This is a genomic window from Scytonema sp. PCC 10023, from assembly GCF_963920835.1.
Classification (GTDB): Bacteria; Cyanobacteriota; Cyanobacteriia; order Cyanobacteriales; family Nostocaceae; genus Kalymmatonema.
In genome coordinates this window covers 60,813-75,547 of record NZ_CAWUDP010000026.1, presented here as the reverse complement: position 1 = coordinate 75,547, position 14,735 = coordinate 60,813, and the positions used below count along the sequence as shown (strand labels likewise).

At 43.8% G+C, this 14,735-nt stretch carries 9 protein-coding genes and 1 pseudogene; 4 read left to right on the top strand and 6 right to left on the bottom strand.

Going from position 1 to position 14,735, the window contains the following annotated elements; genetic code table 11:
- Positions 1–79: 79 nt before the first annotated feature.
- From ACM0OZ_RS17465 to ACM0OZ_RS17450, 4 genes are all read left to right on the top strand, one after another.
- Positions 80–3,382 carry a PAS domain-containing protein gene (locus ACM0OZ_RS17465; protein WP_414584088.1) on the top strand — a complete coding sequence of 1,101 codons (3,303 nt, stop codon included), beginning with the start codon at positions 80–82 and terminating at the stop codon, positions 3,380–3,382.
- Between the two features lie 129 nt (positions 3,383–3,511).
- Positions 3,512–3,958 carry a response regulator gene (locus ACM0OZ_RS17460; RefSeq protein WP_414584087.1) on the top strand — a complete coding sequence of 149 codons (447 nt, stop codon included), beginning with the start codon at positions 3,512–3,514 and terminating at the stop codon, positions 3,956–3,958.
- 16 nt (positions 3,959–3,974) lie between these two features.
- On the top strand, positions 3,975–5,867 hold the full coding sequence (locus ACM0OZ_RS17455; protein WP_414584086.1) for a response regulator: 1,893 nt from the start codon (positions 3,975–3,977) through the stop codon (positions 5,865–5,867).
- Positions 5,868–5,951: 84 nt separating this feature from the next.
- A complete protein-coding gene (locus ACM0OZ_RS17450; protein WP_414584085.1) occupies positions 5,952–6,341 on the top strand; it encodes a nuclear transport factor 2 family protein in 390 nt (129 codons plus the stop codon).
- A gap of 455 nt (positions 6,342–6,796) precedes the next feature.
- Here the strand turns inward: ACM0OZ_RS17450 and ACM0OZ_RS17445 are convergent, their stop codons facing one another.
- The 6 genes and pseudogenes from ACM0OZ_RS17445 to ACM0OZ_RS17420 form a co-directional block, all read right to left on the bottom strand.
- Positions 6,797–10,210 carry a filamentous hemagglutinin N-terminal domain-containing protein gene (locus ACM0OZ_RS17445; RefSeq protein ID WP_414584084.1) on the bottom strand — a complete coding sequence of 1,138 codons (3,414 nt, stop codon included), beginning with the start codon at positions 10,208–10,210 and terminating at the stop codon, positions 6,797–6,799.
- A 133-nt stretch (positions 10,211–10,343) separates the two neighbouring features.
- Positions 10,344–10,640 (bottom strand): hypothetical protein, encoded by a 297-nt coding sequence (locus ACM0OZ_RS17440; RefSeq protein WP_414584083.1) that lies wholly within the window; start codon positions 10,638–10,640, stop codon positions 10,344–10,346.
- Positions 10,641–11,234: 594 nt separating this feature from the next.
- Positions 11,235–12,092: pseudogene (gene iscB / locus ACM0OZ_RS17435) on the bottom strand (RNA-guided endonuclease IscB).
- A gap of 286 nt (positions 12,093–12,378) precedes the next feature.
- Positions 12,379–12,927 carry a bifunctional pyr operon transcriptional regulator/uracil phosphoribosyltransferase PyrR gene (gene pyrR, locus ACM0OZ_RS17430; RefSeq protein WP_073634776.1) on the bottom strand — a complete coding sequence of 183 codons (549 nt, stop codon included), beginning with the start codon at positions 12,925–12,927 and terminating at the stop codon, positions 12,379–12,381.
- A gap of 142 nt (positions 12,928–13,069) precedes the next feature.
- On the bottom strand, positions 13,070–14,029 hold the full coding sequence (gene cbiB, locus ACM0OZ_RS17425; RefSeq protein WP_414584082.1) for an adenosylcobinamide-phosphate synthase CbiB: 960 nt from the start codon (positions 14,027–14,029) through the stop codon (positions 13,070–13,072).
- 74 nt (positions 14,030–14,103) lie between these two features.
- Positions 14,104–14,547: an Rrf2 family transcriptional regulator gene (locus ACM0OZ_RS17420; protein ID WP_096562815.1), complete on the bottom strand. Its 444-nt coding sequence runs from the start codon at positions 14,545–14,547 to the stop codon at positions 14,104–14,106.
- Positions 14,548–14,735: the final 188 nt, after the last annotated feature.

The following is a 14,735-nucleotide window of genomic DNA, read 5'->3' as shown; positions in this document are numbered from 1 at the left end:
CAGCCAGGGTTCACTTTCGTTTTGCAAACCTTAGATGAGGGAGAATAACAGATAACAAATAACAAATAACAAATAACAAATGACTAATTTGATTCTGGTTGTAGACGACGACGCTTTCACACGGTTACAACTACGGAGTTTGCTACAAAAAGAAGGGTATCAAATAGCAGAGGCAATCAATGGCGAGCAAGCATTAAATGTGTATCTAAAGATACAATCAGATATAATTTTGCTGGATGCCCTGATGCCGATGATGGATGGGTTTACCTGCTGCACTCAATTGCAAAAACTGCCTGGTGGCGCGGAAACACCTGTGTTGATGATTACCGCTCTTGATGACGACGCATCCGTGGAGCGGGCGTTTGCTGCTGGTGCCACTGATTACATTACCAAACCAATGAACTGGCAAGTCTTGCGTCAAAGAGTGCGTCGTCTTTTGGAAGCTCGTCACGCCATGCAGAAATTGCGACAGCAAACCCAGCAGGCGCAGAGTCGCGAAGCGCAACTTAGAATGGCGTTGGAAGCAGCCAGCATGAGTACCTGGGACTGGGATATCCTGAATGACAAATTGACTTGGTCGGATAACCTCAAAGCACTCTTTCGTTTGGAAAGTGCCTCCTATGAAGCTTTTCTTGAACGCGTTTATCCCCAAGACCGAGATTTTGTCAACAATTCGGTGGTACAAACTCTCAAGGAAGGGGCAGAGTACGACATCGAATTTCGTGTTGTTTCTCATGAAGGTTATATTTATTGGTTGGTAAGCAAAGGTGTTGTCTTTCGCGACTCATCTGGCATAGCGCTGCGGATGACTGGGGTAACTATGGACATCACCAAGCGCAAACGAGCGGAAGAGGCGTTAGAAGTTTATGCCAACCGACAGGCACTTGTCGCAGAACTCAGTCAACTGGCACTAGCTGGTCTAGACTTAACCACGCTGATGCACGAAACTGTCAGCCTCGTTGCTCAAAGCCTTAAGGTTGAGTATTGCAAGGTTTTGGAACTCCAAAGCGATGGTGACACGTTCTTGCTACGGGCTGGAGTGGGTTGGCAGCCAGGGCTTGTAGGATATGCAACAGTGAGCGCTGGAAAGGATTCCCAAGCTGGCTATACCCTGCTTTCTAACGAACCAATAGTGGTGACAGACTTCCGCACAGAAACTCGCTTCAGTCAACCACAACAGCTATGTGACGATCAACTGGTCAGTGGTCTGTCGGTAGTCATTCATGGTAAAGAGCGTCCTTTTGGTGTCTTAGAGGCAGACACAACCAAACAGCGTACCTTCAGCAGAGATGAGATTTACTTCTTGCAGGCAGTTGCCAATGTGCTGGCTACAGCCATTGAACGTTTGAAAGTCGAAGATGCCCTTAGAGAAAGTGAGCAACGTTGGCAGTTGGCTTTGCGGGGCAATAATGATGGCATTTGGGACTGGAACGTGAAAACTAATGAAGTGTTTTTCTCGACTCGCTCGAAGGAAATGCTCGGTTATTCTGAGCATGAGATTGCCAGTCATTTAGATGAATGGACAAGCCGGGTGCATCCAAATGATATAACCAGGGTAACACGAGTCATTCAAGACCACTTTGCTCGGAAAACTCCGTTTTACATGAGTGAGTATAGAGCCCGATGTAAGGATGGTAGCTATAAATGGATTTTGGATCGGGGTCAAGCACTGTGGGATTCGCAAGATACAGTAGTGCGGATGGCTGGCTCCCATACAGATATTACTGAGCGCAAGTTGGCAGAGGAAAAACTGCAAGAAAGCGAAGAACGTTTTCAGATACTCGCTCGTGCTACTAATGATGCTGTCTGGGATTGGGATTTAGTCACGGATAAGGTGTGGTGGAATGACAGCGTACAGAGTCTGTTTGGTTACTCACCAGAGTCCGTCAACAGCGAAGCCGTTTGGTGGTATGAGCGTATACACTCAGACGATCGCCAGAGGATTGTTTCTGACATTCATGCTGTAATCAACAGCAATCAACAATTCTGGTCGAATGAATACCGCTTTCGCCGTGCAGACGGTTCTTATGCCTACATTTTTGATCGCGGTTATGTTGTTCATGACAACATAGGCAAGCCCGTACGGATGATTGGGGCAATGATGGACATTTCTGAACGCAAGCGGGTTCAAGAAGAGTTACAGCGCCAGAACTTGCGATCGCAATTGTTTGCTGATATAACCTTAAAAATTCGTCAGTCCTTACAAATTGATGAAATTCTGCAAACCACGGTCACAGAGGTACAAAAGCTGCTGAATTGTGAGCGTGTCTTAATTTTTCGCCTACTTACAGATGGTTCGGGAAGAGTCGTGCAAGAGGCTGTGGTCGAGGGTGTGCTTGCCGTTCTTGGACACCACCTTCATGACCCTTGCTTTGTCGAAGATTACATCCACAAATACCGCCACGGACGAATTAGTGCTGTTACCGATATCGAGAATGGTGGGATCGAGCCTTGCTATGTGGGATTTCTCAAAAAACTTAATGTCAGATCTAACCTTATTGTCCCTATTCTCCTGAAAAATCAACTTTGGGGGCTGCTGATTGCTCATCAGTGTACTCAACCTCGCGAGTGGACGAGCTGGGAAACTGAACTTTTGCGACAGTTGGCAGATCAGATCGGTATTGCCCTTGCTCAAGCTCAACTTCTAGAACAAGAAACTCGTCAACGGCAAGAACTTATCCGTTCCAATGAAGAATTGCAACAATTTGCCTTCATCGCCTCTCACGATTTGCAAGAACCATTGCGTAAGATTAAGACATTTGGCGATCGCTTAAAAGTCACTTGTAGCCATGCTTTAACCGAACAGGGAGTTGATTACCTAGAACGGATGCAGAATGCAACCCGCAGAATGCAAGCCTTGATTGAAGATTTGTTAACACTTTCGCGAGTGACCAGTAGAGGGCAGCCTTTTGTAGTAGTGGATTTGACACAGATTACACAAGAGGTGTTGTCTGATTTGGAAGTACGTATCCAACAAACCCGAGCATATGTAGAGATAGGAGAATTACCTGTCATTCACGCCGACCCGTTACAGATGCGTCAATTGCTACAAAACCTCATCGGCAACGCTCTGAAATTCCACGCTCAAGGGAAAGTACCTATTGTTAAAATATACGGTAAAAAATTCGACACTGAAGATGCTGTGGAATTTTGTGAAATTATTGTAGAAGATAATGGTATTGGCTTTGATGAAAAGTACCTTGACCGCATCTTCAACGTGTTTCAACGCTTGCATGGTCGCAGCGAATACGAAGGTACTGGTATAGGTTTAGCTATCTGCCGGAAAATTATTGAACGTCATAACGGGAGCATCTGGGCACAAAGCACACCAGGGCAAGGTTCAAGATTTCTTGTCACACTTCCAATTCATTCTCTTGCATAAGGATGCTCTTCCTCAAAACGATTTATCATACCTCCAGAGGTTGTTAAATTTTCGGCAACCTTACTTTGTTATTTGTTGCAATTTAATAATCTATTCATCTTAAAACCAACGCAAAGGAGAAAATGCAGAGTGAAGGGTCGGCAAACAACCGTCACAATTCTGATGGCTGATGATGATGAGGATGACTGTATGCTAGCTCGTGAGGCGTTAGCAGAAAGTCGATTGGCAAACGAACTGCACATCGTCAATGATGGCGAAGAGTTGATGGATTATCTCCATTATCGTGGTTTGTATGCCAACAAAAGCAGTGCGCCGCGACCAAATCTGATTTTGTTAGATTTAAATATGCCAAGAAAAGATGGTCGTGAGGCACTTAGAGAGATTAAAGCTGACCCACTTTTAAGGAAAATTCCCGTTGTTATTCTAACGACTTCCAAGGCAGAGGAAGATGTTTATAGCAGTTATGATTTGGGTGCAAACTCATTCATCATCAAACCTGTGACATTTACATCCTTGGTAGAAGTTATGAGAACAATAGGAAAATACTGGTTTGAAATTGTGGAACTGCCGCTATAAAAAAAAGGAGGCAGAAATGAAAGAAAGCCCATTTAAAGTTCTTCTTGTTGATGATGATGAAGATGACTACATTTTAACTCGTGATTGGTTCCGTGAATTTCAGGTAGCTGACTGCGAGTTGGAATGGGTAAATAATTATCAAGCAGCAATGGAGGCGATTGTTGATATCCAATACGATATTTATCTTGTTGATTATCGTTTGGGTGCGCGTAACGGACTGGATCTGTTGCGTGAAGCAATTGCCAACGGTTGCTCTTCTCCAATTATTTTACTGACAGGTAAAGGAGACCGAGAAATAGACATTGAGGCAATGAAAGCAGGTGCAGCAGATTACTTAGAAAAAAGTCAGTTGACTGCTCCTTTGTTAGAACGTTCTATCCGGTACGCGGTTGAGCGCAAGCGAGCAGAACAAAAGATTCGCGAACACGCCGCCCTGCTGGATGTTGCTACCGATGCAATTTTTGTACGCGATTTAAAAAATAAAATTTTATTTTGGAATAAAGCAGCCGAGCATTTATACGGTTGGACAGCAGCTGAAGCAATTGGTAAGAAAACATTAGAACTTTGGAAAGAAAAAGATACTTCACAATTCCAAGAAGCTCTTAAGACTTTATTGCAAAATGGTTCCTGGGAGGGCGAACTGCATCAAAAAACAAAATTTGGTAAAGAAATTATCGTCGAAAGTCGCTGGACACTAGTGAGAGAATTAGATAAAAAAGGACAATCAGTTCTCGTTGTTAATACTGATATTACACAAAAAAAAGAACTAGAAGCACAGTTTTTTCGTGCCCAACGTTTGGAAAGCATTGGCACTTTGGCAAGCGGTATTGCCCACGATCTCAACAATGTTCTTGCGCCTATTTTGATGACTGCTCAACTTTTGGAATCGCAACTGCATGATGAGCGGAGTAAGCGCCTGCTGCCAATATTGATATCTAATGCCAAACGGGGAGCAAATATGGTTAAGCAAGTGCTGTCTTTTAGTCGCGGTGTTGAAGGCGATCGCACTCTGCTGCAATTGAAGCATCTAATTAGAGAAATTCAGCAAGTTGTTAAAGAAACATTTCCCAAATCTATTGAAATTTCCACTTATGTAGCACCAAACCTTTGGACAGTTTCAGCGGATGCTACTCAACTGCATCAAGTACTGATAAATTTATGCGTTAATGCTCGTGATGCCATGCCTGATGGTGGTCGCTTGACAATCTCGGCTGAGAATCTTGTTGTTGATCAAAATTACGCCAAGATGTATTTTGATGCTCGAGTTGGTTCATATGTTGTGATTACTGTTGCTGATACTGGAATTGGTATTCCACAGGAAATCTTAGACCGCATTTTTGAACCATTTTTTACGACTAAAGACTTAGGTAAAGGAACAGGGCTTGGTCTTTCTACTGTCGTTGGGATTATTAAAAGCCACGGCGGTTTTATTAACGTGTATAGTGAGGTAGGGAAAGGCAGCCAATTTAAGGTGTATTTACCAGCACAAGAAGCAACGGAAAATTCAGAAGAACAAGAACTGGAATTACCTTGCGGTAACGGAGAATTGATTTTGGTTGTGGATGACGAAGATTCGATTCGAGACGTTACTAAAACATCTCTAGAAAGCTATAATTACAAGGCGATAACTGCTTGCGATGGTATTGAGGCGATCGCTCTTTATGCAGAACATCAAAACGAAATATCTGTAGTCTTGACAGATATGGTTATGCCTTCTATGGATGGAGTCACCACCATCCGCACCTTACGAAAAATTAATCCAGCAGTCAAGATTATTGCCGTGAGTGGACTTGCTTCTAGTGAAAAAATTAATACGGTCACTCAGATGGGCGTCAAAGCGTTTTTATCCAAACCTTACACCGCCAAGCAGTTATTGCAAACTATTAGCACCGTCAAAAGTGGAAATTAATTAAGTAAATTATGAATTATAAATTATGAATTATGAAACTTTTATTATTCATAATTCATAATTAAAAAATTATCATTCCTGATTATGACCAACCAGCATTCTGAAGTTTTAGCCGTCAACCAAGCTTTTTATCGAGCTTTTGAAAAAAAAGATATCGAGGCAATGGCTATTGTATGGTCTCAAGGAACTGGCAGTATTTGTATTCACCCCGGATGGGATGTATTGCGCAGTTGGAAGGAAATTCGCTCCTCCTGGGTTAACATTTTCAAAAATACTGCTTACATTGAGATTAACACTGAAATCATTACTACAGAAGTTCGCGATCAGATCGCCTACGTCGTACTCAGAGAAAATGTCTTGCAAATCATCAATGGCAGAAGATTAGAAGCACAATCAGTTGCCACGAATACATTTGAACTTCTTGGTGGTCAGTGGTATATGGTTCATCATCACGCCAGTCCAGTGATGCGGTGAGAAAGATGAGGGAGGGAGGAGGATAAGAATGCAAGACTTTCAAAGCATTAGCTTCAAAAATTGAGAGTCTTTAAAATACAGCCTGGCTCAGCTTGAAATATAATATCATGTTCGGCTAATTAGTTATGATTTCCACGTTAACTACACCCCACACGCCAGTCGCCTGCGGAGGGAAACCCTCCTGCAGCGCTGGCTCCCCTTTATCCCCTCCCCGCTTGCGGGGAGGGGAGGTGAAGCGCAGCTTTACCGGGGTGGGGTTCTTAGGGTAATGATAAGTATTTAACCGGACTTGATATGAAATACAGCATACCTCACCCGCGAAGAAAGCGCACCCTCCCCGATGCCTTGGGCTAAGGTATTTAAAGCCTCTCAAAAAGCAGGAGAGAGGAATGGAAGCGAGGTTTTCCAGATAAGAGTGAAAAGTAAGGGTTAGGGAGGGGTATAGTTTCCTACAATTATTGCTTTTGGCAAGCAGGAGTAGATCCCAAGTTATTGGCATTGGATGCATGGGAGATCAGGGTAACGTGTCCCTTACCGTCGAACACCCAACCAGTCGCGGGGACAATCTCCACAGTTTTAGCTTTAGACGGTGGTTTCGCAGCAGGTTTCTCTGAACGCTGCTGTTGCGAAGTGATAGTTGATAGGCGAGTATCTAACCATACCACATCAGTACTAAGGGGTTCGTAGGGGTTAGGAGGCAAACCGCCGCGTCCGGTAAAGGTAAATCTGCTTTTTTCTGTGTCAGAATCTGTGCTAGCAACGGCAGCACAGCTAGTCTCTGCTATTAGCTGTGATGTATCTGCTAAGACTGTGGGTAGTTCGACTAATCCCAAGCTTTGGTCAGCATCGGGTGTGTTCAGAGTGACTTGACCGCTGAAAGTAGGATTTTGCCGGGAAATCGCTGTGATATCGTTTGTTGGTAAGTTATTCGGGTTTAAATCATTAGGGCTTAACCGCTCAAGCTCTTGTCGGCTGAGTGGTGCAATGTTAAAAATACCAGTAGCCCCAATTGTAACGTTTCCTCCCTGACCGCTAAACGCATTGGCGGTGATGTCGTTATTTTCATTAGGGACGCCAACGATAAAGCCACGGGGGGCATTGATGGTGATGTTACCACCATCGCCGCCAGCACCAGCGGTACCCGCCGTCGCAGAGATTTGACTACCACCGCGTAGCAGCAGTAAATCTCTTACTTGTAGTATGATGTTACCGCCATTCCCTGATGCAGATTCAGCGGTGATTTTCCCTTGGTTGTCTGAACTAATAGAGCCAGCATTAACTCGTAAGTTGCCAGCCGTTCCATTCCCTTTACTACTGCTGGAGAGTTCAGCGCCATTAATCACTTTCAGCGACCCAGTTCTAATGTCAATGTCGCTTCCATTACCGACAGCTTGTGTTTCCACAGTGTTGGAGACTGCACTGGACAACCCATTGCTACCTACTCCATCAATCAAGACGGAATCGGTGGCAGTAATCTTAATTCTTGCCGCATTTCCACGTCCTTGAGTACTAGCACTTACTACACCACCATTGGTTAAGGAGAGTGATCGCGTAGTGATGTTGATATCATTTGCATTGCCTACCGCTTGTCTTTCCACAAGGCTGGATACACCACTAGACTGCCCATTACTGCCTACACCGTCAAAAGAGACAAAATCAGTGGCATTAATGTTCACACTGCCAGCACTTCCTGTTGCTCCTTCATTGGTATCGCTAGCCACGCGAGCACCATTAGTGACTTTGAGCGATCGCGCACTGATATTGATGTTGCCCCCATTGCCTATGTTTCGTGTTGCCGCCTCGCTATAAAGTCCACCGGAGAACCTTGCTTTATTCACTCCATCTAAGGAGATAGAATCAGAGGCAGTAATCGTCACATTGCCAGAATTTCCCGTTCCCAAAGTGCTTGTTGCTATAAAAGACCCATCGGCAACAACTAGAGAGCCGATAGTCATGTCAATATTGCCCCCTTTGCCTACAGCCCCAAGGTTCACAATGCTGTAGGCACCTCCCTCGGTCAAAAAGGAGACGGTATCCCGCGCTTTTATGCTGATGTTGCCCCCATTCCCGTTTCCGAAGGTGTCAGTACTGAGAATTGAGCCATCAGTGACTGAGAGCGAACCTGTGGTGATGTTGATGTTACCCGCAGTACCCGCTGCCCCTACCAATTGGCTAAATACATAACTCTCATTAGACAAGGAGATAGTATCACGAGCCTCTATGTTCACATTGCCTGCATTTCCCTGTGGCACATAGCTGTTGGCAAGCAATTGCGCCTGATTGGTGAGCGCAAGTGAGCCTGTAGTGATGCTAATATTACCGCCGTTGCCTTCTCCTACACGATACTGATAGTCATTCAAACCCACACTACTGTTGGCATTTCCTCTATCAAACTGAACAGTCTCGCGAGCTTCAATAATCACATTGCCCGCATTTCCTTTACCTAGGGTGGCTGCCGTCAGAAACGATCCATTGGCGACCGAAACCGACCTTGCCTGAATCCGGATATCATTTCCATTCCCCACCGCGCCTGGTTCCGCAGTGGTAAAGACAGCACCACCATTGTTCAAAGAGACGGTATCGCGAGCGTCTATTCTCAAGCTACCCGCATTGCCTTCTCCAAAGGTGGCAGTATTTAGCCTAGAACCATTAGAAACATCAAGCAAACCTGTGGAAATCGTTATCTGACCACCATTGCCCACAGCTTTGGGTTCCACAGTGGTTAAGGCAAAAGCTCCGTTGATGAAGGAAACTTTCTGTTGAGCCGAAATCGTCAGGTTGCCCGCATTCCCCTGACCAAAGGTACTCGCTTGAATGCCACCGCCATTGGCGACGGAAAGTGACTCAGCTTTGATGATGATGTCGCCACTTCTACCTACGCCAGTTTGTTCCACCACATTGGAGATAGTACTCCCATCCAGGTTTACTGCCCCTGTGGCATTAATCTCAATATTTCCTACTGGAGAATTAACAGCACTGAATCCTGAAGCTATCCCCGCCTGTAGCTTACTTGCTCCCTCCAAGCTCAAGTTTTGAGCATTGATTCCAATACTACCTCCACCAGAGGCGAGGACATCCACTTCAGCCCCATTGGTAAGGGATACGTTGGAGCCTACCACACCTTCTGGGTAATTCAAACGCAGTTGATTGCCATTTACGTTTAGTCCTACAGTTCCCGTTCCTGCTAATCCTCCCAATTCAACTCGTCCACCGTAGGCTTTTAACTTTCCGCCATCCATGTTGATGTCACCGCCTACAAGCAGCAAACTCTGACCATCTGGAACACGTAAACCAGATGAATTTCCACCAGAGGGAGCTTGTCCTGCTGGTGCCACTGAGCTATTTTGGATGGCTGCAGCGATTTGGTTGGAGACTAGAGCAGAAGGATTAATTGTCAGCAAGGGTGAGGGGGCTTCTGGATTAGTAGCGCTAAAAAAACCTATATCGCCAAATTGGATCGCATTTGCCGTTGTTGCCACAAATGAACCGCCAACATTCAGACTAGCATTTGGACCAAAAACAATGCCGTTCGGATTAATCAAAAACAGGTTAGCCGTCCCTAAGGTGCGGATCAACCCATCAATATTAGATATAGATCCACCTGTTACCCGACTAATAATGTTTTGAATGTCAACAGCATTGTTAAAGAAAGCTGTGTTGCCAGTGCGAACAGAAAATTCTTGGAAGCTGTGGAACAAGTTTGCTCCTGCTTGAGTTCCACCAGTGATATTAAAGGTGTTGTTATTTATGTTGACGATGGAATTATTGGGTAGAGTACTATCTGGGGTGATTTGAGCCAAGGCGCAATGACCAGACAAAGTTGTCGCAATTCCGATGAACCAAGCCCAACGAGTACTTATGGCAAACATTCCATCTCTCCATAGAAGTAGTTGCACTATTTCTTAGTAAACCACGCTTAGCCAAATTCTGGAAGAATCTCGCAACTTTACTATTCTTTATGTATTATTTGAATGTATTATTTGAATGTATTATTTGAATGTATTATTTGATTTTCATGCACAGGTATCTCATCAAAAAAGCAGCTGACGTCGGATGTGGTGGAGCTGCTTTAGGTTTGGATTCTGGAAAATTTGCCAAAACGAAGGCGATCGCTAAAAAAACGCGACTTCTTTGAGTTTTACTAGTTTGAAAGCTTTGCCCTGTAGGCTTTTTTATTTCCCGAAAAGCGATCGCAGTTCTAGGAGCGAAAAGCGAAACTTCTATCACCAGATTCAACATAATACGACTTTTACCAGACCAAGGATTAAGAAGAACGCAGAACATAGAATATATCCCCATAAATAACGCCCCTTCGATTAATTGAAAATTCCAAGTATGCCCTTAGGACATATTTTGAATTTTCAATTTTGAAGGAGCTAGGGTCATAAATGTGCTTCATTTACCTAAAAACCCCTATCACCCGAGGAGCGGTTATGCCATATCATTAGATAAAGAAAAATTGGTATTTACTGGGATAATTCGCAACAAATCAGAACGAATAATTGTACCCATCTAGTGAATGTAGTTTTGTAAACTTATTTAATGTCCCAGACATTCTTTGTTTTCCCATCCGAATTTCTATTCGAGTTGAAGATTGAACTACTACCCGCCCAATTGTTCCATTATCCAAGCTAGCTATATCCCCTGTATTCCACCCGTGTCGGTAGCGTTGTTTAGCTGTCTTCACAAGGGAAGCCAAACTTGTTTACTCGTGTCATCTGACGCCCAGAACCTACGCCCGAAGCTTTGATTCTGATTGGTTGTCTAGTTTTTAAGTTGACACCCAAACCAGTTTCTCCAACACATGCAGCATCGATCCAATGGTCTTTTTCAAAGCCATTCTTAACTCGATTATGCTTAGTGCGTCCGCCCGTTCCCGTGGTAATTTTCAGTTCAGGAATGTTGCCCAGAGTATGATACAGCTTCCATCTCGCTCTCGTTAATAGCTGCCGCATCTCTCAAAGGAGTTTTGGCAGTCGCCTTTATCTTAGTCAACAAGTCCGGCTTTTTCTTGAGGAATTCCTCAATCGGTTTATTGCCTTTCTTTTGATTACAGCAACGACAAGATAAAGTGAGATTGCTTACTCTGTCACTACCTCCAATTGATTTTGGTTCAATGTGTTCAACTTCTAGCGGTACATTTTCTTTACCGCAGTAAACACAATTTCTACCCCATTTAGCTAACAAGTACTCTTTGACTTCATATCCAAAAAGTTCTCCTTGTTGATAAGCTATACCTTTTGTTTCGGGATTACTCAAAGTCTGGGTGTCAAACTTCACTAATTCCATTGCAATTACTGTGACTGGAACATATCTGCAAATTCGCTTTACCCAGGTTTCTATCGTTAAAACACGATGCATGAGACTTGGTGGTAGCCAATCTTTAGAACGCTTCCTGTTAGAAAACCTTGACTTTCTATAGCGTGTTTTTCTGTTTCTTCTTGACCTTCTTATAGCGGCGCGAGATTGTAAATCTGATTTCATCTCACTACCTCTATGCTCAAGATTTGCACCTCATATAACTTCACCGTCTTGCACTAAAGCTAAGCCAGTAACTTTACTCCCAGGGTCAATTTTTAGTTCAACTGGTTTGAAAACAGGGTTTTCTATAACGGTTTTCAAAATGATAGTAAAAGGGTACATTTTGAGAACTGCTGCTTTTCCACTACTGAGCAAATTCCTAGCACGCTTAGGGCGAATGGGATTCAAAGGTTTTTTGTTTGTATCAACAATAAAGACGTAGTTTTGCATTTTATTCCTGTTAGGAACACAATTAATTGGTAATGTTTGCCTCGACCTGTTATCTCTCGGTACTTTCAAAGGCAGCACTGGCTTAACCATTAAACAAATTCACCTGTTTAACTACCAAGTTGTAGAGCATGGGACTGGCTTGAGTCTAAGCTAACTCGACATCCCTTGGTACGAACTTTAACGCTTAAAGATAACGGCTACTCTTGCTGAAGGAGTGGTCTGGGGTAGTCCGTATTACTACGGTTTGTTACGGTATATGCCGTTTTGGTAACTACCCTAGTTTGCACTAATCCTCAATCAACTCAACAGCATCTCGTCCATCCCAATTATGTAAATGAACTTTGACAATTTCTTCTTTTGCGGTGGGTAACTGTTTCCCAACAAAATCTGGATGAATTGGCAACTCACGATGACCTCTATCTACCAGCACGGCTAAACGAATCACCTCTGGTCTACCATATTCGTTCACAGCATTCAAAGCTGCACGAACTGTCCGTCCCTTGTAAATGACATCATCGACAAGGACAACAGTTTTCCCCGTCAGATCAAAAGGGATGTCGGTTTTTGCAGGAGTCCGCAACCCAATTTGGTCGAGGTCATCACGATAAAATGTGATATCCAAGGCTCCCATTGCTATAGGTATACCTTCAAGCGTTTCTATCTGACGTGCTAGTAACTGGGCAAGAGGCACACCTCGGGTATAAACGCCTATTAGTACCAGTTGAGACAAATCACGTGTTTTTTCTACGATTTGAGAGGCAAGACGATTCACAGTACGACGGAGTTCTTCTGGTGAGAGAATCTCAACCACCTTGGTTTTGACAGACACAGTCATAGACCGATACCCTGAATAATGTAAACCATAGTTATATCGGGAATAAGGAGAGTAGACATAAGCAAAGAAATGACTCCTTTATCCTCCTCATTTTCCTTATCTTTTTCATCTTCCCAATTCCCTACTTCCATCATGACTTGTTTCAAGCAAGTAGTAATAGAGGTATAGCAATTCCTAACCAGAGAAAAAAGCAATATCGAGTCAGTAGCAAAGCTTGATCAATGCAAGTTGGGGTGATAGGGTTTGTGGCGTTTCCCAGCAGTGGTTTCTGTTTTGCTACCCCACGATACCAATTTGTTCCTCCCACCTGCACACCCAAAATAGCAGCATAAGCGCACTCACTCCAGCCAGAGTTGGGACTGTTGTCAGCATCAGCATCTCGACGGCAAATTCGCCAAACGTGCAAAGGTTTGCCCGACAACAGTGCTAGAGTGATCACGGTTAACCGACAAGGAATCCAAGTCAAACAATCTTCCAACCGCGCACTAAACCATCCTAAATATGTATAGGGCTTTTCACGGTAGCCTACCATTGAATCCAAAGTACTGCTAGCTTTGTATGCTAAAGCTAGGGGAGTTGGACCGATAACAGGAATAAACGCACCAAGAATTGCATAAAAAAGAGGAGCCATAACTCCATCGGTGGCATTTTCTGTTACTGTTTCTAGAACGGCTCGTAAAATTTCTGGTTCTGATAAATTTTCTGTATCTCGCCCAACGTAGTTACTTAAAGTAGAACGGGCATCTAAAAGATGTCCTGCTGTTAATGGTTGTAAAACTGTTTGGGCGGCTAGTCTCAAACTTCTAAGAGCAAAACAACTAGCTAAGAGAATAATTTCTAATGTTACTCCCAAAAACGGATGCACCAATCTGGCACTTTGAATGAGTAGGTAGCCGATAAAGCCGCTACCAATTATTAGGATAATGCCTAACGCAATTCCAGCTAAGCGCTGTGTTAGGGAATTATGACAATATGTGAGAGCAAATTTGCTGAAGCGAGAAATGACCCACCCCATAACTTGCACTGGATGAAGCCAACCCCACGGATCGCCAATTAAGTAATCTAAAGTGGCAGCGATGGTCAAGACAACAGCAGAGGTCATGTATCTTAAACTAAGAATGACTAATGACAAAAATGTAGAGACGCGCCATGGCGCGTCTCTACAATGACTAATGACTAAACAATAAAACTTGCTTCTTCCCCAAGAGAAGCTTGCCAACTACGAGCGTCGTAATAAAGGTCTGCCAAGGTAATACTGTATAAAGCTTCTTTAAGTTTTTGGTGCAGCCTCTGCCAAAGGCTAAATGTTACCCAATCTTCTGCTTGTGTTGGGGAAGCTTGGTGATGGGGTAAAGGTTCAATACTTTCTCCAACTGCTTCTAATATTTCTCCTAGAGAGATTTCTGCAGGTTTTCGTGCCAGCTGATATCCGCCGATGCTACCGCGAATTGATTTGACTAACCCAGCACGACGCATTTCTATTAGCAGTTTTTCTAGGTAAGGAGCTGGAATATCTTGACGAGAGGCTATTGCCTTGGTAGACACAGGACCGTACTCTGGCTGTAAACTTAAATCGAGCAACGCTTTCACACTGTAGTGTCCTCTAGTTGTTAGTTTCATTTTGCTCCCGCTTTGTCTTTTGTAATGACAAATGACCCTTTGGGTATGCCAGTCGCCGTGACAGTTGGAAACACTCCTTGGCTGCGCTGGTTCACAAATGACTAATGAATAAGGATCAGTTTTGCTTATCATTTTGTGTGCCAATGATCAAATTCAGCAACTAGGTAACGTTTTTAGGTATGCTTTAT

Bases quoted from the DNA above. Each gene is read 5' to 3' on its own strand.
- ACM0OZ_RS17440 (WP_414584083.1), bottom strand. From the start codon at position 10,640: ATGGGGATATATTCTATGTTCTGCGTTCTTCTTAATCCTTGGTCTGGT.
- ACM0OZ_RS17445 (WP_414584084.1), bottom strand. From the start codon at position 10,210: ATGTTTGCCATAAGTACTCGTTGGGCTTGGTTCATCGGAATTGCGACA.
- ACM0OZ_RS17420 (WP_096562815.1), bottom strand. From the start codon at position 14,547: ATGAAACTAACAACTAGAGGACACTACAGTGTGAAAGCGTTGCTCGAT.
- pyrR (WP_073634776.1), bottom strand. From the start codon at position 12,927: ATGACTGTGTCTGTCAAAACCAAGGTGGTTGAGATTCTCTCACCAGAA.
- ACM0OZ_RS17465 (WP_414584088.1), top strand. From the start codon at position 80: ATGACTAATTTGATTCTGGTTGTAGACGACGACGCTTTCACACGGTTA.
- ACM0OZ_RS17450 (WP_414584085.1), top strand. From the start codon at position 5,952: ATGACCAACCAGCATTCTGAAGTTTTAGCCGTCAACCAAGCTTTTTAT.
- ACM0OZ_RS17455 (WP_414584086.1), top strand. From the start codon at position 3,975: ATGAAAGAAAGCCCATTTAAAGTTCTTCTTGTTGATGATGATGAAGAT.
- cbiB (WP_414584082.1), bottom strand. From the start codon at position 14,029: ATGACCTCTGCTGTTGTCTTGACCATCGCTGCCACTTTAGATTACTTA.